The organism is Spirosoma lituiforme (genome assembly GCF_054776635.1).
This window is the reverse complement of sequence record NZ_BAAHBO010000002.1, coordinates 406,526-431,345: the sequence shown is the minus strand read 5'-3', so window position 1 is coordinate 431,345 and position 24,820 is coordinate 406,526. Positions and strand designations below refer to the sequence as shown.

Genomic DNA, 24,820 nt, shown 5'->3' with positions numbered 1-24,820 from the left:
AACTGAATGAAATACGTCTCCTTCCTTATTTTGACCTTAGTTTACTCCGTTTCTGCGCTGGCCCAAAGCGCGCGTACCCCTGTGGAAGCGCAGCACTTCATTAAGCTGGGCAATACGTTACGCATGGTCGATCGACCGGAACAGGCCATTGACCTGCTATTACGGGCATTGCCGGCCGTGAAGTCGAAAGACGCCTACATGGAAGCCGTTACGTATGAGAATTTAGGCTTTGCCTATCGGGACCAGGAGAACTTCCAGACGGCGCTGGGTTATTTTCATAAGGCCCATGATCTGTACAAAAAACTGAACTTTGGGGCTAGCGAAGCCGCCATGCGGCAATTGATCAGCGAAACGGCATCCAAAGACCTATACGCGGGTATTGATGTGGGCGCGTCGGGGGTAAAGCTGGCCATTTTTCGGACCATCTACGAAAATGGATTTTACAATAAAGACGTCAAGGTAAAGCCCATTGCCCCCAACGTAACTCTTGTTTCGGGCACAGCCCAGTCGTTCAAAGATGGTCAGGAAGTAATGAAAGTGTACCTGGATTCGATCCGTCGCTACAACATTCCCGCCGATCATGTGTATATCGCCTTTAGTAGCGGAGTCAACGAAACGTTGGGGAAAACGCCCGTCAAGAAAAAGAAGCTCTACGAATTATTTTCGGCGCTGGTAACCAACAGCCTGCCTGGGAGCGATAGCCTGTTCATCGACTCAACGCTGACGGCGGCCCGAGAAGCGGAACTGTTCATGATCGGTTCCATTCCCCGGAAGCTATGGCTCACAGCCTCCTGCGTTGACATTGGCAGTGGCAATACCAAAGGTGGTTATTACGATAGCGGGCGTCGGTTTCATTCCGTTAGCTTGCCCTATGGTACCAAGACGCTGGCAAACATCATCGATAATAACCGTTCGCTGTCCATCGAGGCCTATAAAGCAGAAGCGCAGCGCATCGTGAAAATGATTGCCGATACCGCTATCAACGTGGAGTTCAATACCACAAGCCCCGGCCTGCACCAGCGCAGAACGGTGGCGCTGGGTGGTGGTATCGCCTGGGCCATGGCCGCCTACCTGCATCCCGAGAAAGCCGGTACGACGGCCGTGCCTCTGACCCTGGCCGATGCCGAACGGTTTGTTCGGTTGGCCACAACGGATTACCAAAGTCTGATTCACCCCGACTTATCTGATCTGACAGACCCGACCGTTCGCCGAAAAGCGGAGGCTGACTTGGCTAACGTACAAAACCAGTTCAATGAAAAACAGCTTATTGCCGGTTCGTTACTGATGGAAGCTGTACTTCGGGCTTACGCCGATACATCGATACCTAAACGATTCGTGTTCATCCGCGACTCGGACATTAGTTGGGTAACGGGTAAGTTTTTGGAAACGATCAACCAGAACTACGAGAAAGCCATTGCCCAAGACGCCCGCTAAACGGAAAATGCTTACGCGATCGGCTTTCCCGAGGCCCAGACGCCTTTCACCCGCATGGCTTGATCCAGCCGGACAAGGTTGGCTACGTAGCCTGGCTGAATTTTACCCAACTGATCTCCCATATTTATGATTTCGGCAGGAATGACCGAGGCCATCCGAAGGGCCTTTGTCAGTGGAATACCCGCCTGCTCGACGGCAATCCTGACGCAGTCGATCAGGGTAATGGCCGAGCCCGCCAGATTTCCTTCGTTGTTGACATAGCGTCCGGGTCTGGGTTCATCCGCTTCGAAATGGACAATAAACTGACCCAGCTCAAAATTGGGTCGGGGAGGGTTGGCAAAGAGCGCGTCCGAAATCAGGAACAATCGTTCGGGTTCGCCGTCGGGACACAGCAACCGGTAGGCAATGCGAATGCTGGTTGGGTCGCAGTGATACCCATCGGCAATGATACTGGCACGAACGGTCGGATGGTCGAAAACAGCACCGACAACACCCGGTTCCCGGTTAGCGAAGCCGCGCATGGCATTGTAGAGGTGCGTCGCCAGCGGAATGCCTTCGTTGAACGCTACGGTAGCCTGCTGGTAGGTTGCGTTGCTATGACCGAGGGACAGGAGCGTATTCGCGTGCTTCAGTTTTTTGATCTTGCTGAGTTGATCGGCAGTCAGCATTTCGGGGGCTAGTGTCAGGATCCGAATAACATCAGCGTTGGTGCTGAACAGCGTTTCTAGCTCGCCTTCGGCCGGGGTTCTGACGTAGGCGGTGCTATGCGCTCCCCGTTTGATGAGGTTGAAATAAGGTCCTTCAACGTGAATGCCCAGTACGCCAAACGGATTTTCGGCCCGTACGACCTGCACGGCCGCCATCGACTGCTGCATGATGTCGAGCGACGTTGAATGGATGGTGGGCAACAGCGTGGTCGTTCCGTTTCGGGCATGAGCGTCGTAAATATGCCGAACCGTTTCGGGCGTTGGCTGATCATTTAAAAATAAATCCGAGCCCCCGTATAGTTGCAGATCAATAAGACCCGGAATCAGATAATCGCCGTCGAGATCAATGGTCGTGGTATTTTCGTTGGCATCTTGGGTCGGCGCTGATGAATTAATCTGCTGAATACGCCCGTTTGCTACGCGGACAGATGCATTGGGTAACCATTCGGTTCCGGTAAATAAATGGGCGTTGGTGAACGTAATGGTCATGCCTGATGAACTTGCGTGTTAATGGAGTGAGTGGGTTTACGGTATCCCGAAGCCAGTGTCTTTGTCTTGACGGGGCCTATCTGTAGTAAAGGCCGGTCGCCTGATTTTCTCCCGCTACACCGGAGAAAAAATAACTTGTCTGATTTCCTGACTCGGGGAATGGCTGGAATGTAGCAGGATTTTCGTTTTTTTGCGAACTATTTCGTGTCAGTACCAACCTGTTTATCTTTTGAACGCTGTTCGCTTAACTCCCCCAGCCACACTACCGCAGTCGGGTCTTGTCCAGGCTACGATACCCCTCGCTTCGTCGAAAAGTGAAAGTAACCGCGCGTTGATCATCGACGCCCTGACCGGATTTCGCTGCGATCTGCAAAACCTCTCGACCGCCCGGGATACGCAAACGATGATTCGGTTGCTGAAATCAACCGATCAGACGGCTGATGTGCTGGACGCTGGGACAACGATGCGTTTTCTGACGGCTTATTTCGCCGTTACGGGTCAGGAAAAAAAAATGACCGGTACGCCCCGGATGTGCGAACGCCCCATCGGAATCCTTGTGGATGCCCTGCGGACGCTGGGCGCGGACATTACCTATTTGAACAAGGAAGGGTACCCGCCCCTGCAAATCAACGGGTTTTCCTCAGCAACGGAGTCCGGTAATCGGCTTAGTATTCGTGGGGATGTGAGCAGCCAGTATATATCGGCGCTGGTGATGATTGCCCCGCTGCTTCCCAACGGGCTGACGCTGGAGCTGACGGGTGCTATCGGTTCCCGGCCGTATATTGAGATGACCCTCGAACAGATGCGGTATTTCGGGGCCGATGTGCAGGCAGATTGGGACGCCAAGACGATCACCGTCGCACCGAAGCCCTACACGCCGAAACCGTACGCGATTGAGTCCGATTGGTCGGGGGCGAGTTACTGGTACAGCGTAGCGGCTCTGGCCAACGACCGGACCGCCGGACCGCTCACAACTGAGATCAATCTGTTAGGTCTGAAAGCAAAGTCGCTCCAGGGCGATAGTGCCATTGTGGATATTATGCGATCGTTGGGGGTTGAAAGTACCTTCACCGATTCGGGGGTTCGATTAACCAAAGGCCCAACGGCTGCATCGCTGGCCTGGGACTTCACGGATTGCCCCGATCTGGCGCAGACCGTGGCCGTTTGTGCCGCCGTGAAAGGGGTTGTTCTCCGGCTCACCGGCATCGAAAGTTTGAAGATAAAAGAAACCGATCGCGTGGCGGCTTTGCAGGCTGAGTTGCAGAAGATCGGCGCTGAACTGGTTGAAATCGAGCCCAATCATCTATACGAAGTTCACCAACTGACCGTCAATCCATCAGGCCCTGCTACCATCGATACCTACGATGATCACCGGATGGCTATGGCGTTTGCGCCGGTAGCCATGCAACAAGAAATCATCATTGATGAACCCGGTGTGGTAGCTAAATCGTACCCTTCTTTCTGGGATGATATGGCTCGGGTAGTAACCGTCGCTTACATGAATTAATCGGAAGATAACTAATTTTTAACCCATTATGACACACCGGGAGCAATTCGAACAGCAGGGCTATCTCATTGTCCGTAACATCTTTACGCCAGACGAAGTAGCTCAGTTACGGCAGTCAGCGTACGAATACCGGGATCGGCAGCAAAAACTTGGTCTGGTGTCGCAGGTCAAGCAGGCGGCTTCGGTAAAAGGTGATTTGCTGAGTAAAGAGGGGCTGGGCTGGGTTATTTACGACCCGCGAATTGTGACCATCGCCAGTGAGCTAATGGGGGATAAGCCGGTGTATTTTTCCGACAGTACGTATCAGATTGGAACAGGTACAAGAGGGTTTCACCGGGACAACATTGATCGGTATCAGTTTGGCCAGGGAGCCGATTGGGAAGGACCGTATCCCCTTATTCGGTTCGGCGTTTACCTACAGAACCACGATACCTACAGTGGAGGCATCCGGTTCAAAGCCGGGAGCCATGAGGCTGCTGATGGGGCCGATGTCTTTGCCGACACGCGGGCGGGTGATATTGTGGTCTGGAACATGCGTACCCTCCACAGTGGTAATGCCCGTCGTATGAAGGTGTTAACCAACCTGCCCCTGCACGTCGGTCTGGAGAATCGCTTGCCCGATTTCCTGTTCCGGGAGCAGGAGGGCGAACGGGTATCGCTGTTTTTTAGCTATGGTCTGGAAGGAAAACACCTCGACCGCTACCTCGAACAGCACATTCAGAAACGAGCCGATATGCAGGAAAACGTACGTTTGTCTACGTACTCACCCGAAACGCTCAGAAAAGCGGAGCAGAACAACGTGAAAGTGCTGGACGTGAAGAAGCTGGGTTAGTTTCTACGTCAGATGCTGACTCCTTCGCCGAGTTTATTAGGGATCCCCGAACTCTGAGCCGGTGTGTAGGTTGTGGGAAGAGTAACTCGAAATGTGGTGCCTTTCCCAACTATCGAATCAACCTGGATGTGGCCGTGGTGCAACTCAATAATGCGTCGGGTCAGGGCCAGGCCAATGCCATGCCCCGTAATGGTCATCGTTGATTCTGACCGGTAGAATGGCTCAAAAATGTGCGGCAGGTCGCTTTCGGGAATGCCGTATCCCTGATCGCTGAAGGTAAGTTTCAGCCGCCCCTGTTCAAAGGCTATTCGCACCGATACGCTTCCGTCAGGCGAGTATTTACAGCCATTTTCCATCAGGTTCTGGAAGGCCGTCTGAAGGAGTGACTCCTCTCCGATAATGACCAGCTCTTCTTCGTGGACGGGGAGGTTATCGAAGTCAATATCAATCTGGTACTCGGGCTTTTTGCTGACAATCTGGCTCTGCGCCAGCCATAACAGTTCGTCAATGCGAACGGGCTGGTTGTTAAGCGTTACCACATCCGAGCTGGCGCGGGCTAATTCGAGCAGGCCGTTCACGAGCCGGATCATGCTCTTCACTTCATCCAGCAGCCCATCGAAAGCAACCTCATATTCGTCCGTCGTGCGCGCCTGTAATCGGGTCACCTCAATCTGGCCCATCATGACGGTGAGCGGGGTGCGCAACTCATGGGATGCGTGCGACACAAAGCTTTTTTGCAACACAAAGGCCTCTTCGAGTCGGGAAAGCAGGTCGTTGAAGGTTCGGGCCAAGTCAGCCAGTTCATCGCGCTGGCGACCTACCCGCAGGCGTTCGTGGATGTTGGTGGCCGAGATGGCATTTACCTGGGTGATGAGCTCCGCTACCGGCCTGAGGGCGTCGGTTGCAAACAGATAGCCCGCTATACCTACGATCACAAGACTGAGCAGCCAGCCCGAAAACAGAATTTCCCGCAGCCGATCGAGCTTACTTAGTCCGTAGCGGTCATTGCCTGACGCAACAATAATCAGGGGTTCTTTTCGAGCGTTCAAATGCAGAACGGCAATGGCTTCCGTATCGCCTATCCGTACATACTGGGGTTTGTTGTAGGCAACTTTGCCAAGAAGGCTCGGGGTTATGGGAAAGCGGGGCCGTTTGGTTTCCTGATTGTATAAAACGGTGCCCTGGCGGCTGTAGATCGTGACCTGCTCATCGGTCAGAACAGGCAAATCGGCCCGTGGTACCTCACCTACGTCCTCGCGTAATCTGACGGTCGTAAAGGCTTTTTCGACAAGCCGTTGCTGGAATTCCTGCTCCCTGAACTGGTCATACAGGTAGTAAACGGAAACGGTAAAGAGCAGAACAATGGAAGCGACCAGTAAAACAAACAGCAGAGTCAGGCGAGTGCGGATATTCATGGGAAATTCGTACGTTGGTCAGTCGTCAGTCATGAGCGGACGACGACTATGTTGCTGGTTCGTCAGCCAGTCGCAACTGACGGTCTACCAACGTACGAACCGCCACGTCTCTGACGTATTCGATTTACTCTTCTTTCAGCATGTATCCCATCCCGATAACCGTATGGATGAGTTTGGTCGGGAAATCCTTATCAATCTTTTTTCGAAGGAAATTGACATAAACGTCGATAACGTTTGTGCCCGTGTCGAAATGAATATCCCAGACTTTTTCGGCAATATCCACCCTTGAAACAACGCGGCCCCGGTTTCGCATCAGGTAATCGAGCAGACCAAATTCTTTCGCGGTAAGCTCGATGCGTTTATCGCCCCGGCGAGCAATTTTTTCGTTCAGGTCCAGTTCAAGGTCAGCTACTTTCAGCACATTTGCCTGCATACCGGCATCACTGCTGCGCTTGGTCAGCGCCCGCAGGCGAGCCATCAGTTCACGAAACTCAAAAGGTTTTACCAGGTAGTCGTCGGCTCCCGCTTCAAAGCCGGTCAGTTTATCATCGACCGAACCCATGGCCGTGAGCATAAGAACGGGGGTCCGGTTTTTTTCCTGTCTGATGGACTGAACAACGTCAAAGCCGTTCATTTTAGGCAGGTTAATGTCTAACACAATCACATCATACAAATTATTGAGGGCCATATTCCGCCCCACTTGCCCGTCATAGGCCACATCTACTTCGCACGATTGCTCCTCCAGCCCCTTCTTGACAAAGGAGGCTAATTTGGGTTCGTCTTCTACTACCAAGATCTTCATGTCGGCAACATACATAGCTATCGGCTTATTTAAAAACGGCAGATTAATTTATTTATTTAAATATACAGAAGCCAGCAAAAAGCGCTACACAGAGGCTGGCCGATAAATTGCTTGATTGAGCGTTCAAAACTCGCTGCCTAACCTTAAAAGGAGTTGAAAATAGAATTAAAAGCCTGTTAAATAAAAACGATACTTTCGTGTGAGTGCGTACGTATGTAGTTAAGTTGCAGTGGTAAAAACAGGAGGTGAAACAAAGGCTCGTGAAGCGCGTTTTTACACGTGGAATTGACCCGGCAAGCAACAAAAAAGCCGCTCCGAATATCGGGGCGGCTTTCCGCTTCTATCCACACCATTTCAAGACTGATGACCGGGTGGTCACCTAATCTTGATGTTCAACCTTCCCTTTGTAAAGGATTGTTATGCTAAAAGTAAGCAAAATTTTTGTATATACAGAAAAGCAAGCTCTTTTCTGATTAAACACCCTGCAAGGTTGCAATTTCTTTTTGGAAAAAACGTAAAATCTACGCTAAAATTATTTAACGCACCAAAGAGGCTATTATTAAATGTCGCTGAATTTTTGCCGGTAAAATGAATAAAATATCAATGGAAATATGAACAGCGTTAACAGAGTAGCTGTGATCAGACCGCCGATAACCACAATAGCCAGTGGCTTGGCTGTTTCGGAACCAATCCCGTGCGACACGGCCGCCGGAATCAAGCCAATGCCAGCCATCATGGCGGTCATAACCACCGGGCGTATGCGGGAGATAACCCCTTCCCGTATCGCGTCGGACAACGGTATGCCATTGCGCAGGTTCTTCTTGAAAACGGAGATCAGAATGACACCATTCTGAATACAGATGCCGAACAGGGCGATGAAACCGATACCGGCCGAAATACTGAAGTTAACGTGTGTGACCAGCAGGGCTGCAATGCCGCCGATGATGGCAAAAGGTACGTTAAAGAGCACCAAGCCAGCGTCTTTTACGTTGCCAAACAAAATGAACAGAATGAAAAAGATGGCCAGCAAACTAATGGGAACAACCTGCGCCAACCGGGCCGTGGCGCGTTGCTGGTTCTCAAAATCGCCAGCCCACTTCGCCGTGTAACCCGCCGGAAGTTTTACCTTGGCCTGTACTTTTTGCTGCGCTTCGGCCACGGCACTACCCATATCACGACCCCGTACCGAGAACTTCACGGCCCCGTAGCGCTGGCTTCCTTCCCGGAAAATCAGCACGGGACCGGTTTGGGTATATACGTTGGCAATTTCCTTGATGGGAATCATGCTGCCATTCTCGGTGGGTACCATCAACTGGCTGATCTGCGACTCGCTGGAACGGAACGGGCGGTCGTACCGGATGCGGAGGTCGAACTTGCGTTCACCTTCGTAAATCTGGGTGGCTGCCTTACCCCCGATAGCCATCTCAATAACGGCTTCAGCATCTGACTTGTTAACGCCGTATACCGCCAGCTTATGCTCGTCCAGCTCTATCCGCATCTCGGGTTGACCCGTTGTGCGGATAACGCCCAGATCTTCGATGCCCTGAACCGTAGCCAGCTGGTTCCGGATCTCATAGGCTTTCGTTTCCAGAATACCCTGGTCCGGACCGTAAATTTTAACCGCAATGGAGCCTTTTACCCCCGACACAGCCTCTTCTACATTGTCCATGATCGGTTGCGAGAAACCAAAGTTCACCCCCGGAAAAACGCTGAGTTTCTCCTGCATTTTTTCGATCAATTCTTCTTTGCTCAATCCGCTTTTCCAATCGTCCTGCGGGTAAATATCGACCAGAAATTCAATGTTGTAGAAGCCCGTCGGATCCGTACCGTCATTGGGACGTCCCGTTTGGGAAATAACACCTTTCACCTCCGGAAACTGCTCAAAAATATGGCGCATCAATACCGTCTGCTTCACCGACTCGGGTAGCGAAATACTCATGGGCATTGTGGCCCGTACGTAAATAGAGCCTTCGTTCAGTTCGGGTAGGAACTCGGTGCCCAATAGCGTGAAGCCCGACAGCCCAACGGCTACCAGAATACCCGTCAGGATCATGCTGGTTCGTTTATGAGCAAAGGTGAAGTTGAAGAGTCGGGTCGAAGTGCTCGTGACAATATTTACGAAAGGGTTATGCTTCTCCCGAACGTTTTTCTTGAGCAGAATGCTCGCTAGTACGGGTACCAGCGTCAGGGTGAAAATCAGCGCACCGAGCAGGGCAAACCCCAGTGTCCAGGCCAGCGGAGAGAACATTTTGCCCTCTACTTTCTGAAACGAGAAAATGGGAATCAGACAGGTGATAATGATGGCTTTGGAAAAGAAAATCGCCTTTCCCATCTCAGTACCCGTTTTCCGGATAATGCCCATTTTGGCCAGCTTGTTAAACTTGGCCATGCCTTTTTCGTGGGCCAGTTCGTCGAGCGTTACGAAAATGCCCTCAACCATCACCACCGCGCCATCAACGATGATCCCGAAGTCGATGGCACCCATCGAGAGCAGATTGGCCGACATGCCTTTGAGTCGCAGACAGATAAAGGCAAACAGTAACGCCAGCGGAATCACGATGGAGACCGTTACGGTCGTGCGCCAGTCGGCCATGAAGATAAAGACGATGACCGTGACAAAAACGATCCCTTCGATGAGGTTATGCGTAACCGTATGCGTAGCAAAATGAATGAGCGTTTCCCGGTTGTAGAACGTGTTGATTTCTACATCGCTGGGCAGAATGCTGGTGTTCAGTTCATTGATTTTGGCTTTCACCCGATCAATAACTTCGCTCGGGTTTTCGCCTTTGCGCATGACCACAATACACTCCACTGCGTCGTCTTCTTTGTCGCGGCCAGCCTGCCCAAGCCGGGGCAAAGCCGATTCCGATACCTGGGCCACGTTATGAACCGTGATGGGCGTTCCCTTGATATTCTTGATGATGATGTTCTGAATATCCTGCTGGTTTTTCAGCAGACCGATCCCCCGCACAACGTAGGCTTCCGAATTTTTTTCAATGACATCACCGCCCACATTGACGTTTGCGTTGGCAACGGCCTGGTACAACTGAAAAGGTGTAATGTTGTAGTCAATCAGCCGACGGGGGTCTACCGAAATCTCGTACGTTTTTACCTCGCCCCCGAAACTAACGACATCGGCCACACCGGCTACACTCTTTAACTGCCGCTCGATCACCCAGTCCTGCATGGTTTTCAGCTCACGGGCCGTGCGGGTAGGGGACTGAAGCGTGTAGCGGAAAATCTCGCCGGTTGGCCCGTAGGGCGGCTGCACATCGGGTTTAACCCCTTCGGGCAATTCGACGCCATTGAGCAGGTTGTTCACCTGCTGGCGGGCAAAGGTATCATCCACGCCGTCGTCGAACAGAATTTTAACAACCGACAACCCGAACAGCGACGTTGACCGGATGTCAGTCCGCTTCTGTACGGAGTTCAAACCGATCTCGATTGGAATCGTCACGAACTTCTCAACCTCCTCCGCCGACCGGCCGGGCCATTGTGTGATGAGGGTAATCTGGGTATTGGTAACGTCGGGGAAAGCTTCAATGGGTGTATTCTGGTAGCTGATGACACCGGCCACAACGGCCAAGCCTGTCAGAAAAAATATGAAAAACTTGTTCTTCAGCGAGAAGGATAAAATACTCTTTATGAATTTATTCATACCGATTACGGCGTGTACGTCTTTTAGGTCAACAAAAATGCTGGTCTAAACTTAAATCGGGCTTAACCTGTGGTTAAAAGAAGGTTAAATAAGCAGGCCGTATTGATGGCCGTCAAGACCGCGCTGAGTCCGTAATAACTAAATGAAGTCCAATTTTTTCAGCCTTTATTCCGTTTGATGGGTTTAAAAGGTATTCAACCACTCGTTAGTTGTTAATTGTCTTACATATGATATCCGAAATTCAGTCAAACTTTGGTTTTGCCAATAGTAAAGAGGAAGGCACTGTTATCGATGAACCAATCAATCCACTACCCAGAGCGGTATTACGCTCCAATTCACACTGGTTGCTGGATGGGGAATGGAAGTTCTCGATCGATGCCAATGATATCGGTTTAAATGACCACTGGTTTCTGGGGCATGCGTACGAAGGTGTAGCCGAGTGGCCCGGTTCGATCGAGGAACACATGGCCCGAGCAAAAGGGCAGATTAATCCCATCGTTTGGCAGGATAAAGTGGTTGCCTGGTACGAACGCGAGTTTGCCCTGCCCGAGCGTACCGAGCCGCAGGACTGCTCAATTATTCAGTTAACGTTTGGGGCCTGTGGCTACGAAACCCGCGTGTGGCTCAACGGGCACCCGCTCAGCACGATTGAAGGAGAGGCTATTCACTATGGAGAGTATACGTCTTTTTCCTTCGAACTGGCCGACGAATTGCTCCGGCCTACCAACCGACTGACGGTACGTATTGCCGATACAATGGACGCCGAGACAACACGGGGCAAACAGGAGTCGCACGTGTACAAGCGGGGCGGCATCTGGTACCAGACCTATACGGGTGCGGTGCGCTCCGTCTGGCTGGAAACTGTTGAACGAAATCGGCTCCGCTCGCGGGTGGGGGTGGTCAGTACCGTTGAAGATGAACTGGTTCGGTTTAGCCTGACTACCCGGGTTCACGATCCGGGTAATTACATTTTACGCTTACAGGTATTCGAGCGAAAAGCGCCCCTGTCCTCAACGCCGATGGCTACCTCCGATTTTCCGTTGATGCTGGAGACCGGGCAGAAGCAACAGCGGGTGGTGGTCGAAGTGCCGGGGGCGCAACTCTGGTCGCACGAAAACCCGGTTCGTTACCGGCTTATCGCCCAGCTTATTGACGAAAACGGCCACATTGCGCAAATCGAAACGCAGTTTGGCCTGCGTAAGATCGAAGCGCGCGGGCGATTTATCTACCTGAACAATAAGCCTATTTATCTGGACGGTATTCTGTATCAACCCGGTACGGCAACCTATGAAGAAATGAAACGGCACATGCTGGCCATGAAAGAACTGGGCTGTAATCTGGTCCGGGTTCACATTGCCGGTATCGATCCGCGTATTTACAACCTGGCCGATAAACTGGGTATGTTGCTCTGGGTCGAAGTGCCAAGTCCACACAGTTCAACGACCCGCAGCCGGCAGAATCACCAGGCTGAACTGATGCGGATGCTCGCCCTGATGGGCACGCATCCATCGGTGGTGATCTGGAGCCTGTACAATGAAGACTGGGGCGCACAGGACATTGCCACCAATCCGGAAACGCGCGAATACATTACCAATATGTATCACTTTATGCAGATCGCCTATCCGCAATTCCTGGTGGTCGATAACGACGGCTGGCGTCACATTTCATACGAAGGGCGACTCAAATCGGATCTGCTGACGGCTCACTTATACACGCCTGATCTCAATCACTGGCAATCGCTTCTCGACCAGCTGGTAGCGGGCGACCTGGACACGGTGGCAGCCTTTCCACTGGTCATCGGTGATCCGTTTTTCTACCGTCGGCAGGTGCCGCTGGTCGTTAGCGAATGGGGTGGCTTTGGGTTTGCCAACTACGGCGGCCCTCAGAGTGCCGATGAGCGTACCGAGCGCATTCGTCAGTTCAAGCTGGAAATGCGCAAACGCCCTATTGCCGGTGATGTATACACCCAGGCAACCAATATTGAAGACGAGCGCAATGGTCTGATCGACCCGCATACCGGCGAGTTGTCCGTACCGGCTGGCTTGCTGGCGTCGGGTGCTCCCCAGGAAGTGCCTGTTATACCTGTGTAAGGTTGTAGCAGGCAGATTCAGTAAGCTATCTTGGCCGCAACTAGTTGCGGACATGCATGAAAATTATATACCCTACTCCAATGGAGACCCGATTGGAGTAGGGCTTTGCCGCTAACGGTGTATAGCTATCCAGTCGGAAAAAGCATCGATAAACCGAGCTATATAATCCCGCGTACGTTCGATTTGTATTGAACCCTCACTATCGAATAGGTCTTCACTATCCCCAATGTAAGCTTCGGGTTGCTGCATGGTAGGCATGTTGAGAAAGACCAGACACTGCCGCAGATGATGATTAGCGCCAAAGGCACCCATTTTGCCGGGCGAAAGACTGATGATAGCCGCTGGCTTGTTCGCAAAAACGTTCTGCCCGTGTGGAGCCGAACCGATGTCGATTGCGTTCTTGAGGACGGCGGGTATGGATCGATTGTATTCGGGCGTGATGAATAAAATGGCGTCTTTCTCCAGAATATCCTGGCGGAAATGTTGCCAACTCAATGGCGGACAATCGGTTTCAAGGTCTTCGTTGTAGATAGTCAGATCACCTATCGAAACAAGCTGTAGGGCGATGCGATCGCAGGGCAGGCTCTGAACAAAACGAGCCATCTTTAACGATAAAGACTCTTTTCGCAAACTGCCCGCGATAACGGCAATGGTATACTTCTCTTCTTTCATTGTCTTTTTTAGGGCAAAAGAAACGTAAATGGCCCATCAGAAATAGAAGAAAACCGCCAGGGTGCTAGGCCCATTCGGAGAAGTTTCGTAACGACGTTATGCCTCGATTCAGAAACTGCCTGGGCGTAACGCCAGCAAATTCCCGGAAGTCGCGGATACAATGCGACTGGTCAGCATAGGCATATTCATAAGCCAGGTCGGTCAGTAGCCCGAACGGCTGTTCACACAGATGATCCAGGGTTGCCTGAAAGCGGCAGATACGCGAAAACAGTTTGGGCGAAACACCGATGTGATTTTGCATTATCCTTTCCAGTGATCGTTCGGACAAACGCAGATCGGCTTGAATGTTACTTAATGAAATGGTTCCGTTACCCGTCTTGATCTTTTCGATAACGGCCGCTATTTTCCGATGTTCACCCGATCCTTTTTTAGCCAGCTGGATGCGCAGCCAATCGGAGAGTTTTGTTAGCTTGTCGATTAACGAACTTGTTTCTGAAAGCTCTTCCGGGAGTGACGTCTTTACGCAGTCATTCACGTCGATGTAGTCATTGGTTAGCAGGTGGGCATCGATTCCGAAAATGCTTTTGAGGGCGTGAGGTTGCAGACAAACGGCAATGTTGCGATACGGCCCACTACTTGTTTTGTAGGAGTGTCTGGTTGTCAGTCCATGCAGAAATAGTTTCGGGAAAGGCCTGTTGCTATAGTCAGTGAAAACAGTTTCTTGCTGAAAAACAAGCCCCGGACAACCGTCTGCCAGCACCTTGAAGGCAGTGGGCGTAACAGGTACATCATCGTTTTGCAGCACCAGGAACTGACGAACATAAGGCCGTAAATACGTTGCTGGTTCTATCTGAATATACCTCATCTTGCCTTGGTATTGTTTTTGGCTGCAGGCTAATTACGGCAAAAATACATCACTGCCTTGTCTATTAGTAGGTACGTGAAGGCATTTTATGCGGGTATCTGCTGTTAGTGTAAAAGAGGAGGTTCGCCAGCAGTTGGCTCGCAATGTTACACGGATCATCATTAATCCTGTAAGTATCCAGAGCGGAACAGAACCGAAATTTGTTAACGAAAAAACGCATTAAACGATAAAGATCATGGAAACTGTAAAATTTAAAACCAACATAAAGTGTGGTAACTGCATGGCTACCGTAACCCCGTTTCTGAATGAAGCCATAGGGGAGGGCAATTGGCAGGTAGATATGAAAGACCCGAAGAAAGTGCTGACCGCCGAAAATGCAACGGCTGAGGAAGTCAGACGGGCTATTGAAAAAGCTGGCTACAAAGCAGAGCCGCTCAACTGATACAATGATGCAGACAACCACCGACGATTCGAAGACGGAAGCTAGCAGGCGTGGCGGTATGGCCGACGTTCGGAAAACGTATCCTGTGCTGGAAATGAGTTGTGCCGCCTGCGCCGTCAGTGTCGAGTCGATTCTAAAACAAACACCGGGGGTTAGCGACGCGGGAGTGAACTACGCCAATCAGTCGGCCTGGGTCCAGTTCAATCCGGCCGTCGTTGGCCCGACAGAACTGCAACAGGCCGTTCAGGAAATGGGGTACGATATCGTTATCGACACCGAAGAGTCGGGGACTGATGCCCGGCAGGTGCAGGAAGAAGCGAATCAGAAACGGTTTCAGCGGCTCAAACAACGAACGATCTGGGCGCTGATTCTGTCGTTGCCCATCGTTGTCATTGGCATGTTCTTCATGTCGCTTCCCTACGGCAACTACCTTATGATGGCGTTGACGGCACCGGTCGTGTTTGGGTTGGGGCGTTCGTTTTTTGCTAACGCCTGGAAGCAGGCCCGTCATGGCAGCGCCAACATGGATACCCTGGTGGCGTTGAGCACGGGCATTGCTTTTTTGTTCAGCGCCTTCAATACGCTTTACCCCGAATTCTGGCATAATCGGAGCGGGTCAGGCGTTCATCCACACGTTTACTTCGAAGCGGCCGCCGTTGTCGTTACGTTCATTATGCTGGGTAAACTGCTGGAAGAGCGGGCCAAGCTGAACACCTCATCGGCCATCCGAAAACTGATCGGTTTACAACCCAAAACGGTTCGGCTGGTTGAGGGCGATACCGAGCGCGAGATTCCGGTTTCGGCGGTTCAGGTTGGGTATTTGTTGCTGGTGCGACCGGGCGAGCGAATTCCGGTAGACGGACGAGTGGCATCGGGTGAGTCGTACGTCGATGAGAGCATGATTAGTGGCGAGCCCGTACCCGTCATAAAACAACCGGGGGCGACTGTGTTTGCGGGTACCATAAACCAGAAAGGCAGCTTTCAGTTTTGTGCCGAAAAAGTTGGGGGCGATACGCTACTGGCGCAAATCATCCGCATGGTCCAGGATGCGCAGGGAAGTAAGGCTCCTGTACAGCAACTTGTCGATCGAATTGCCGGTGTTTTCGTACCAGTGGTGCTGGGCATTGCCGGGTTGACATTCGCGGTCTGGATGCTGTTTGGTCACGACCTTGCTCCCGATAGTGACCCATTTACGACGGCCCTCTTGACTTCCGTAACGGTACTGGTCATTGCCTGCCCCTGCGCCCTCGGACTGGCAACACCTACGGCCATTATGGTGGGTATTGGCAAAGGGGCCGAGAACAACTTACTCATCAAGGATGCTGAAAGTCTGGAAATTGCCCATACCGTGAACGCGGTTGTACTCGACAAAACCGGGACCATCACGGAAGGCAAACCCCTCGTTACCGACGCGCGCTGGACTATTCCGGCTGGTGAGCAAGAACAGGTTATGTCGATTCTGTACTCATTGGAAAAACAGTCGGAACATCCGCTTGCGGAAGCCATAACGGCGTTTTTGCCAACCGGTGAGCTACTCCCCCTGAATGCGTTCAATAGTGTGACCGGCCGGGGGGTCAGGGCTACGTATCAGGATGCCGATTACTACGCCGGTAACAAAAGTCTCTTGAGCGACAACCGGATCACCGTACCCGCTGAACTCGATCGGTACGCTGCTGGCTTGCAGAACCAGGCCAAAACCCTGATTTATTTTGCCCGTAAAAACGAATTTATTGAGGAAGTACTCGCTGTCATCGCGATTGCCGACCCTGTAAAATCGAGTTCCAGACAAGCCGTCGAAACGTTACAGAGCCGGGGTATTGAGGTGTACATGCTGACCGGCGATAACCGGCAAACGGCGGCTGCCGTGGCCCAGCAGGTCGGGATTCAGCAGTACAAAGCCGACGTAATGCCGGGCGATAAAGCGGATTTTGTGAAAGCGCTACAGGCGTCGGGCAAGGTAGTGGCGATGGTGGGCGATGGCATCAACGATTCGCAGGCACTGGCCCAGGCCGACGTGAGTATTGCCATGGGCAAAGGCTCCGACATTGCGATGGACGTGGCCCGAATGACCCTCATCACATCTGATCTGACCAGTATTCCCAAGGTCCTTAAGTTATCGCGGCAAACGGTACGCGTTGTTCGCCAGAACTTGTTCTGGGCGTTTATTTACAACCTGATCGGCATTCCCATTGCCGCCGGTGCCTTGTTCCCGACCTATGGTTTCCTGCTAAATCCAATGATTGCCGGGGCGACTATGGCGCTCAGTTCCGTATCGGTGGTGAGTAATAGTTTGCGGCTACGGGGCATGAAATTGTAGAACTCTATGGCCTTTGTCGAGGGAAAATAACTTTGGAATAAAATAAGAAAGCCCGGCCAGAAGTCTGACCGGGCTTTCTTTGTAAATCTATTAGCCTTAAAAAACGGGCAGTTATTATTTGCCCACCGTACCACGCAGTGCACGTGGAATTTCGATGCTGGCAACTGGGTTGGATGCTTCTTCGAGCAACTCAATGTTTTGTACCACAATCTGACCAACACGAACGGATTTGCCCAGGTCAAGCGCTGATACATCTACGTCAATAAAGTCGGGGATGTTTTCAACAGTACCTTTCACGCGCAGTTTCCGAACGCGGGTCACCAGTTTACCACCTTTCTGAACGCCCGGCGCTGTGCCCAGTAGACGAACTGGAACGGCGATTTTGATGGGTTTTTTGTCCGTAATGAGCAGGAAATCGGCGTGTAAAAGAACATCACTCACTGGGTGAAACTGAGCTTCCTGAAGAATAGCCCGGTATTCAGCCCCTTCGATGTTCAGAGCTACTTCAAAAATATTTGGCGTATAAATCAAATCGCGGAACAGAATGGCCGGTGCATAAAAATGCACTTGCTCATCGCCACCATATAACACGCATGGAACATTGCCCTCGGCCCGAATCGCCTGTGATTCCGTGCGGCCGAGATTCGCTCGTTGATACCCTACAATCTCGAGTTTTTTCATGATTTCAAATTTTAAAGAGTGAAAGAGCAAATGAGCGAAAGAGCGAAAGATGCAGATGAACCGCTCTTTCATTCTTTCACTCTTTCGCTCTTTAGTATTTTATAAACAGTGAACTAATAGATTCATGATCACGAATACGGCCAATGGCTTTGGCAAATAACTCGGCCACCGACAGTACTCTAATTTTTTCATTCGATTGCTTCATCGGCAACGTATCCGACACGACCAGTTCCTGTAGTACGGAGTTGGCAATGTTTTCGTGCGCCCTGCCCGACATAATCGGGTGCGTACAGATGGCGCGTACGGATAACGCTCCCTTATCCATGATAATCTGGGCGGCTTTTGCCATAGTCCCTCCCGTATCAATCAAATCATCGACAAGCACCACGTTAGCTCCTTCAACATCCCCGATCACCTGCATGGACGCAATTTCGTTAGCCCGTTTGCGGTGCTTGTCGCACAGCACGATATCGGCGTTGAAATGTTTGGCGAACGTACGGGCACGATTGGCACCACCCACGTCCGGCGAAGCCACCACCAGATTTTCCAGATTCAGGCTTTTTATGTACGGCACAAATACCGATGTTCCTTCCAGATGGTCGACCGGAAAGTCAAAAAAGCCCTGAATTTGTCCCGCGTGCAAGTCGAGTGTCATTAGCCGGTCAACACCTGATGCTGCCAGCATGTTGGCAACCAGTTTGGCGGCAATTGACACACGAGGTTTGTCTTTACGATCCTGCCGGGCGTATCCGAAGTAAGGAATAACAACGGTTACGTAGTGTGCCGAAGCACGGCGGGCTGCATCGACCATCAACATCAATTCCAGCAAGTTATCACCGGGAGGTGGCGTAGACTGGATCAGAAAAATATCGCAGCCACGGACCGACTCTTCAAAACTGGGTGACATTTCCCCGTCGCTGAAGCGTCGGCAGGTGTAGCCGCCCAGATCTTTCCCGTAATAGTGTGCAATTTTTTCGGCCAGATAGGTGGACTGACTGCCCGAAAAAATCTTAACCGGATTAAACGAAGCCATGTGTGCCGGACAAATTTCCCGCAAAGGTAAGGAAAAATCAGGCCACTTGCTGACTGGATGTAAACTTTCTTGCCGTAAACCGTCTGGTGGGGGTTGGCTGCGGAATGAGTCCGGCTGACTATTTGCCATTTTATATGATACGGATGTCAAACAATTTGTCAAACACGCGATTTGATAGGTATGGAAACACTTGTGCCTTCTCAGGTTGATGGCTCTGCAACAAAGCCGCTTTTAGGGCTTGAATCTGAACAGATGAATGCCTTATTCCGGCAAATTGCCGATGTAGCTGCCCAAACCGACGACGATAAGACGTTTCCTGAAGAAGCCTTTCGTACACTGGCCGAAGCTGGTCTGTTTGCGGTGACCCTACCGGGCAAGCAACTGGATAGTCAGCTACTCAAAACCGACCAACTGTTTCAACTATTGAAACGTATTGGAGCCGCAAATTTAGCCGTCGGACGGGTCTACGAGGGGCACATCAATGCGTTGAATCTCATCAGCCTGTATGCTACGCAGGAACAGAAAACGCGGTGGTATGCGGATGTAAATCAGCACGATCGGCTATTCAGTGTTTGGAATACACAGGCGGGTGATGGGGTGAAAATTCACGCTATTGGCAATGGACGCTACCGGCTCGAAGGCGCCAAAACGTTCTGCTCGGGTTCGGGCTGGATTCAGCGACCACTCGTAACGGGACAACTGCTGGGGGATCCATCCCGAAAAGGGTGGCAGATGTGCATTATTCCAACAGAGCAAGTCAATAAAATTCCAGTAGATACGAGTTTCTGGCAACCACTGGGTATGCGTGCATCGGTCAGTTACAAGCTTGATTTTACGGGCATTGAACTCGATGAAAGCGATTTGCTGGGACAACCCGACGATTATTATCGGCAACCGTACTTCAGTGGGGGAGCCAGCCGGTTTGCTGCCGTACAGTTGGGTGGGGCAGAAGCGCTGTTCGACGCAACCCGAGACTTGTTAGCGTCTATGCACCGTACCGACGACCCGATGCAGCGTACCCGGGTTGCCGAAATGGCCTGGCTGATCGAATCAGGAAATCAGTGGCTCAAAGCCGCCGGAGACAATGCGGATGCCTGGCTGGCCGAGGAAAACGGCCCCGAAAAAATTGTGGCTTACGCCAACATGACCCGGACGGCCATCGAAGACATATGCCTTCGGGTAATGCCTCTGGCCGAACGGTCGGTGGGTGCGCGCGGGCTCATGCGGCCATTTCCATTTGAGCGCATTCATCGCGATTTGACATTTTACTTACGGCAACCCGCCCCCGATGCCACCATCCTCGACATCGGACGTTATGTATTGACTAATCCACAAAACGCGCATGAACTCTGGCGTTGATAAAGCCCATTTTCTGGAGTCTATGGCGCGTCCGCTTAGCGTGCATCAGATGGGCCATGTGCTGGTAATTGCCCCGCACCCGGATGATGAATCGCTGGGGTGTGGCGGCACGATTGCCTTGTTGCGGCAAGAGGGATTCCGGGTACATGTACTGTTTGTAAGCGATGGAACCATGTCACATCCGAACTCGCCCAGTTACCCGGCCGATCGATTGCGACAGGTACGCGAAGCGGAAGCCCTGGAAGCCCTGCGGCAACTGGATGTACCCGTTGACAGTGCCATTTTTATGCGGCAAAAAGATACGCAGGTAGCCACCACCGATAGTTCTGATTTTGCGGCTGCGGTTGCGTTTGTTCAGAAGGTTGTGGAGGCTATTCAGCCCGCTACCGTCCTGGTTCCTTGGCGACGTGACCCACATCGGGACCACCGGGCGTCGTGGCAGATTGTGAATGCGGCCCTGTCGATGCTTACGGTAAAGCCGCGAGTGCTGGAATACCTGATTTGGCTGTGGGAACTTGGTCATGAACGCGACATGCCCGGTCATGACGAAATGGTTGTCTGGAGCGTACCGATCAAAACGGTTATGAACCAGCGAAACCGGGCCATTGCGGCCCACCGGTCGCAGGTGAGCCGGATGATTGACGATGACCCCACGGCGTTCTATTTATCACCCGAATTACTGATGCACTTCAGCGAACCGCGCGAATTGTTTCTGGAAGAGCCTGTTAATCAACATAACTATGTCTAAATCAAGCCTGTCCAAGACCTACTTTGACGAAGTTTATCAGGAAAACGACGACCCGTGGAATTTTGAAACCAGTCCGTATGAACTGGCCAAATATGCGGCCACCATGGCCGCCCTGCCCAGGGAACGGTACACCAATGCGTTCGAAATTGGCTGTTCCATTGGCGTGCTGAGCGAACTATTGGCGCAACGGTGTGACCGTCTGCTGGCGGTCGATGCGAGTGAGTTACCTTTGACCGTAGCTCGCAAACGGCTGGCTTCTTACGAACAGGTGACGGTTAACCAATTGAGTATTCCTGCCGAATTTCCTGACGAACAATTTGACCTGATCTTACTATCAGAGGTTGGCTATTACCTGGTGCTGGATGACCTGAAACAGGCGCGGCAACAAATGCTCGATCACTTAACCGACAACGGCCATTTGCTGCTTGTTCACTGGACTCCTTTTGTGCCGGATTACCCGCTGACAGGCGATCAGGTCCACGAAGAGTTTTTAGCCATTGCTGGAGAGGGTAAACCACTTAAGCATATGTTGGGCCAGCGCACGGAAAAGTACCGGCTGGACCTATTTCAAAAGCAGTAGTGTATTCACCGGGCTTGATGAGGTATATTGATTAGCGGAATCCATGGTTCGTGTCTTTACAACCCTTAAAACGTGTTAAAAACTCACTCCACGTCAAAACGCTACGAACGCAAGGACCGTGTCTTTACGGTCCTTGAAATATAGAATGAATTCCTGATATAGATTATACAACCAGGAAGTTTCGCATGTCCCGAATGGCGACGGTAATGGGAACGGGTTTCCATTGCGTCATCCATTGCCCTGAAGTCATCCGCTCGTCGATCAATTCCCAGATTTCTCCGAAAAAGTGACTTTTCGTAAATTGCTCAAGGAGCCAGTCCGGATCGATACGCAGGTCGAGAGCAATGCGGTTTAGAACCTCGGTTTGCACACCCTGGTTACGCTTTTGCCAGCAAAGTCGCAATTGCTGCCGGTAGTTGAACCGGGCGATAACGGCTTTGGCGGGTTCGGCCAGTTGACATTGGTTAGCCTGGCTCATTGTTGACCAGTAACGCAATTGTTCCGAAAAACCAACGGCTACCCGGCCCTGCAATCGGGTTGAGGTATAAACTTTTACGTGCGGGCTTTTTCGAATCTTGGCATCTACGCGCAAGAGTGCCCGATAAAAAGCTTCGTCTTCCAGATACGGCGTTTCGGGTAGACCACCAACCCGCTGATACATGCGGCACGTAACGGCAATACTTGCGCCAAAATGCTGGAAGTGCCGGGGCCAGGGATCGTGTAAACACGGATCGAACTGGGCCTCCGCTTTGGCCACCAGCGTCCGGTACATAACATCGCGCAGATGAAACAGCCGTACGTTGCTCTGGTCGGGTCGGGTGAGAATGCGACCCCCAACGGCATCGTTGCCCTTCGCCATTTCGAGCATGATGTTATACACCCATCGACTATCGACCACTGTGTCGCCGTCTGTGGAGGCTATAATTCCGTCCGATTGCCCTACACTGGTCAGCCGACGGCAGGCTTCATCCATGAGTATCCGCCGAACCGTACCGATGTTCGCTTTATCGGGCGGTAGCTGGATTTGGGCAATGTGAAGCTGAAAATCAGGGTATTGCTGCTGGTATCGGGTGGCTACATCAAACGACGCATCTGTACAGTTGTTGGCCAGTAACAAAACGTCGTAGAGGGCTGCACTGATTGGTCGTTTACTGACGTCCTGCTGCTTGCGAAGCGCTTCCAGCGTGTCAACCAACTGATGGGCTTCGTTCCTCACCGGAACAATGACCGTAAGCCGTACTTGTGAAGAGGGGAGAGAGTCATTAAACAGAAGATGCGTAGTATTCACACGAATCATCTTCTCTGTTTCCGTTTGCATAGGGCTATGGGTTCTCCACATGAAAAATCTGGTCGCGCGGGTATACCCTTAGTCACAACAGAATGTATGAAATTTTGTTAGTCTACATTGATAAGTTACCAGGCTATGCGGTCAAGCCGGGTGGCTATTCGCTGACCGGGCCTGAATCTTCCGCAGAACGAATACGCACAGCGTGGCCGATAATATGCCGACACCAGTGCCTGCCAGCACATCGATTGGGTAGTGAGCGGCTACGTAAATCCGGCTATACGAAACAACCGCAGCCCACAGAAACCCCCATTGTAGCCAGGGGTGACGCTTGCCCAGCATAAGCCAGAGGCTGGTTGCCAGGGCAAACGTGGTTGAGGCATGTGAAGAAACAAACCCATATTGCCCCCCGCACTCGACAACCGGATGAATAAGGGCTTGCAAAGACAGTTCATGGCAGGGCCTTAGCCGGTGAAAAAGTGGTTTGAAGACCGAAGAGGCTACCTGATCGGCGAGCGCTACGGAAAAAATAATGGTCAGGATAAATCCGATGGCTTGCTTACGGTACTGGAAAATAAGCCAGCCAATGAGTAGGGCATACAGCGGGAACCAGCTATTCCGCTCCGTGATCCAGATCATGATCGGGTCCAGCCAGGGCGTGTAGCGACCATTGAGCCACAGAAAGAGGTGAATATCGAATTGATTAAGTTTGTCAATCATAAATCACAGAACCAGAAACTGACTGAGGTAGTTACGGGCTGTCAGAATAGCCGTTTTTACGTCGTCAGGATGGCTTTCGTACGCTTTGTCCTCGACTTCGATGCAGACCGGTCCCCGGTACCGGACGTCCGTCAGGGCCGCAAAGAAATCACGCCAGCGCACATCGCCCAGGCCGGGAAGTTTGGGCGAATGGTACTCCAGCGGATTCGCCATACTACCTACCCGATTCAGCTTGTCGCGGTAAAGTTTTACGTCTTTCAGATGGATGTGGTGCAGCCGGTCGCGGTAGTTGTAGATGGGTTTGACTTCGTCCATCATTTGCCAGATCAGGTGGCTGGGGTCGTAGTTAAGGCCTAACGCCCGCGACGGAATAATCTCGAACATCCGATCCCAGATGGCCGGGGTTGTAGCGAGATTTTTACCGCCCGGCCATTCGTCGTCCGTAAACCACATCGGGCAATTTTCGATGCCAATTTTTACGTTACACGCTTCGGCTTCTTTCACAATCGCGGGCCAGTGCTCGGTGTACAGTTTCAGGTTGTCCGTAATCGTCAGGGACGGATTTCGGCCAATAAACGTATTGACAACCGGAACGCCCAGCCTGGCCGCGGCCCGGATGATTTTCTTGATGTGTTCGCGGTAGAACTCAGCCTGCTCCGGATTCGGATCGAGCGGATTGGGGTAGTAACCCAGTCCCGAAATAGACACCTTATGATACTGTGTTAAGGCGTGAATGTCATCGACGTTCAGGTTGTCAACATCAACGTGCGTAACGCCCGCATACCGCCGGACGTCGGCGTTACCGGATGGCCAGCACATAAGTTCGACGCACGCAAACCGATGTTCCGACGCAAATTGAAGAACACCGTTTAGATCAGAGTCAGCCAGGATAGCCGATACAAAGCCGAGGTTAAGCATACTGGGGATGGGTACAGCCCGGACGGCCACATCCGGTTGGTTCATATACATACGAAAACGCACCCCGAACGTGACCGTCCGGGCTCTACATAGTCTTTTGGTGATACAGCAGTTACTGCACTCGCCAACGCCCAGCTCTACGGAGAGCAGGCGTGACTAAACGAGGGCCAAAGGTAAAAGCTTAACGGTATAGATGCGTTGGTGTGCGTTGAAAAGATTGCGCCTTGGCGGGAGATGCATCGGCGAATGGGTGGTGACGCCGGAAG

At 51.8% G+C, this 24,820-nt stretch carries 20 protein-coding genes; 9 read left to right on the top strand and 11 right to left on the bottom strand.

Features of this window, described 5'->3' with window-relative positions; all coding sequences use genetic code 11:
• Nucleotides 1-6 precede the first annotated feature (6 nt).
• Nucleotides 7-1,434: a tetratricopeptide repeat protein gene (locus ACYU87_RS10245; protein WP_461133970.1), complete on the top strand. Its 1,428-nt coding sequence runs from the start codon at nt 7-9 to the stop codon at nt 1,432-1,434.
• Nucleotides 1,435-1,445: 11 nt separating this feature from the next.
• On the opposite strand, the gene nagA is transcribed toward ACYU87_RS10245, so the two are convergent.
• Nucleotides 1,446-2,630: an N-acetylglucosamine-6-phosphate deacetylase gene (nagA, locus tag ACYU87_RS10240; protein WP_461133969.1), complete on the bottom strand. Its 1,185-nt coding sequence runs from the start codon at nt 2,628-2,630 to the stop codon at nt 1,446-1,448.
• A gap of 229 nt (nt 2,631-2,859) precedes the next feature.
• Here nagA and ACYU87_RS10235 point away from each other — a divergent pair, with 229 nt between their 5' ends.
• Nucleotides 2,860-4,137, top strand: a complete 1,278-nt coding sequence (locus ACYU87_RS10235) for a 3-phosphoshikimate 1-carboxyvinyltransferase (RefSeq protein WP_461133968.1) — start codon at nt 2,860-2,862, stop codon at nt 4,135-4,137.
• 28 nt (nt 4,138-4,165) lie between these two features.
• A complete protein-coding gene (locus ACYU87_RS10230; protein WP_461133967.1) occupies nt 4,166-4,969 on the top strand; it encodes a phytanoyl-CoA dioxygenase family protein in 804 nt (267 codons plus the stop codon).
• An 8-nt stretch (nt 4,970-4,977) separates the two neighbouring features.
• On the opposite strand, the gene ACYU87_RS10225 is transcribed toward ACYU87_RS10230, so the two are convergent.
• The 3 genes from ACYU87_RS10225 to ACYU87_RS10215 all read right to left on the bottom strand — a co-directional run bounded on the left by ACYU87_RS10225 (nt 4,978) and on the right by ACYU87_RS10215 (nt 10,844).
• Nucleotides 4,978-6,384: a sensor histidine kinase gene (locus ACYU87_RS10225; RefSeq protein WP_461133966.1), complete on the bottom strand. Its 1,407-nt coding sequence runs from the start codon at nt 6,382-6,384 to the stop codon at nt 4,978-4,980.
• 124 nt (nt 6,385-6,508) lie between these two features.
• Entirely contained in the window at nt 6,509-7,186 is a 678-nt protein-coding gene (locus ACYU87_RS10220) for a response regulator (protein ID WP_179945465.1), read from the bottom strand.
• Nucleotides 7,187-7,745: 559 nt separating this feature from the next.
• A complete protein-coding gene (locus ACYU87_RS10215; RefSeq protein ID WP_461133965.1) occupies nt 7,746-10,844 on the bottom strand; it encodes an efflux RND transporter permease subunit in 3,099 nt (1,032 codons plus the stop codon).
• Between the two features lie 227 nt (nt 10,845-11,071).
• On the opposite strand from ACYU87_RS10215, the gene ACYU87_RS10210 reads away from it, so the two are divergent.
• A complete protein-coding gene (locus ACYU87_RS10210; RefSeq protein ID WP_461133964.1) occupies nt 11,072-12,934 on the top strand; it encodes a glycoside hydrolase family 2 protein in 1,863 nt (620 codons plus the stop codon).
• Between the two features lie 111 nt (nt 12,935-13,045).
• On the opposite strand, the gene ACYU87_RS10205 is transcribed toward ACYU87_RS10210, so the two are convergent.
• Nucleotides 13,046-13,606: an NADPH-dependent FMN reductase gene (locus tag ACYU87_RS10205; protein WP_461133963.1), complete on the bottom strand. Its 561-nt coding sequence runs from the start codon at nt 13,604-13,606 to the stop codon at nt 13,046-13,048.
• Nucleotides 13,607-13,670: 64 nt separating this feature from the next.
• The gene (locus ACYU87_RS10200) at nt 13,671-14,471 is read right to left on the bottom strand and encodes an AraC family transcriptional regulator (RefSeq protein WP_461133962.1); all 801 of its coding nucleotides are present in this window, start codon (nt 14,469-14,471) and stop codon (nt 13,671-13,673) included.
• A 235-nt stretch (nt 14,472-14,706) separates the two neighbouring features.
• Here ACYU87_RS10200 and ACYU87_RS10195 point away from each other — a divergent pair, with 235 nt between their 5' ends.
• The gene (locus ACYU87_RS10195; RefSeq protein ID WP_461133961.1) at nt 14,707-14,913 is read left to right on the top strand and encodes a heavy-metal-associated domain-containing protein; all 207 of its coding nucleotides are present in this window, start codon (nt 14,707-14,709) and stop codon (nt 14,911-14,913) included.
• 7 nt (nt 14,914-14,920) lie between these two features.
• A complete protein-coding gene (locus ACYU87_RS10190; protein WP_461134364.1) occupies nt 14,921-17,230 on the top strand; it encodes a heavy metal translocating P-type ATPase in 2,310 nt (769 codons plus the stop codon).
• A 114-nt stretch (nt 17,231-17,344) separates the two neighbouring features.
• On the opposite strand, the gene ACYU87_RS10185 is transcribed toward ACYU87_RS10190, so the two are convergent.
• Entirely contained in the window at nt 17,345-17,911 is a 567-nt protein-coding gene (locus ACYU87_RS10185) for a 50S ribosomal protein L25/general stress protein Ctc (protein ID WP_461133960.1), read from the bottom strand.
• Nucleotides 17,912-18,002: 91 nt separating this feature from the next.
• Nucleotides 18,003-18,944, bottom strand: coding sequence for a ribose-phosphate pyrophosphokinase (locus ACYU87_RS10180; RefSeq protein ID WP_461133959.1), 942 nt, complete (start codon nt 18,942-18,944; stop codon nt 18,003-18,005).
• Nucleotides 18,945-19,124: 180 nt separating this feature from the next.
• Here ACYU87_RS10180 and ACYU87_RS10175 point away from each other — a divergent pair, with 180 nt between their 5' ends.
• Genes ACYU87_RS10175 through ACYU87_RS10165 form a run of 3 tightly spaced genes read left to right on the top strand, consistent with a single transcriptional unit; the run spans nt 19,125 to nt 21,631 of the window.
• Nucleotides 19,125-20,303 (top strand): acyl-CoA dehydrogenase family protein, encoded by a 1,179-nt coding sequence (locus ACYU87_RS10175; RefSeq protein WP_461133958.1) that lies wholly within the window; start codon nt 19,125-19,127, stop codon nt 20,301-20,303.
• The gene (locus ACYU87_RS10170; protein WP_461133957.1) at nt 20,287-21,051 is read left to right on the top strand and encodes a PIG-L deacetylase family protein; all 765 of its coding nucleotides are present in this window, start codon (nt 20,287-20,289) and stop codon (nt 21,049-21,051) included. Before ACYU87_RS10175 ends, ACYU87_RS10170 begins: the two co-directional genes overlap by 17 nt.
• Nucleotides 21,044-21,631, top strand: coding sequence for a class I SAM-dependent DNA methyltransferase (locus ACYU87_RS10165; RefSeq protein WP_461133956.1), 588 nt, complete (start codon nt 21,044-21,046; stop codon nt 21,629-21,631). The genes ACYU87_RS10170 and ACYU87_RS10165 overlap by 8 nt, the downstream gene beginning before the upstream one ends.
• Nucleotides 21,632-21,794: 163 nt before the next feature.
• On the opposite strand, the gene ACYU87_RS10160 is transcribed toward ACYU87_RS10165, so the two are convergent.
• The 3 genes from ACYU87_RS10160 to ACYU87_RS10150 form a co-directional block, all read right to left on the bottom strand.
• Nucleotides 21,795-22,949 carry a glycosyltransferase family 2 protein gene (locus ACYU87_RS10160; protein ID WP_461133955.1) on the bottom strand — a complete coding sequence of 385 codons (1,155 nt, stop codon included), beginning with the start codon at nt 22,947-22,949 and terminating at the stop codon, nt 21,795-21,797.
• 111 nt (nt 22,950-23,060) lie between these two features.
• Nucleotides 23,061-23,636, bottom strand: coding sequence for a phosphatase PAP2 family protein (locus tag ACYU87_RS10155; protein WP_461133954.1), 576 nt, complete (start codon nt 23,634-23,636; stop codon nt 23,061-23,063).
• A gap of 3 nt (nt 23,637-23,639) precedes the next feature.
• Nucleotides 23,640-24,554 (bottom strand): sugar phosphate isomerase/epimerase family protein, encoded by a 915-nt coding sequence (locus tag ACYU87_RS10150; RefSeq protein WP_461134363.1) that lies wholly within the window; start codon nt 24,552-24,554, stop codon nt 23,640-23,642.
• Nucleotides 24,555-24,820: the final 266 nt, after the last annotated feature.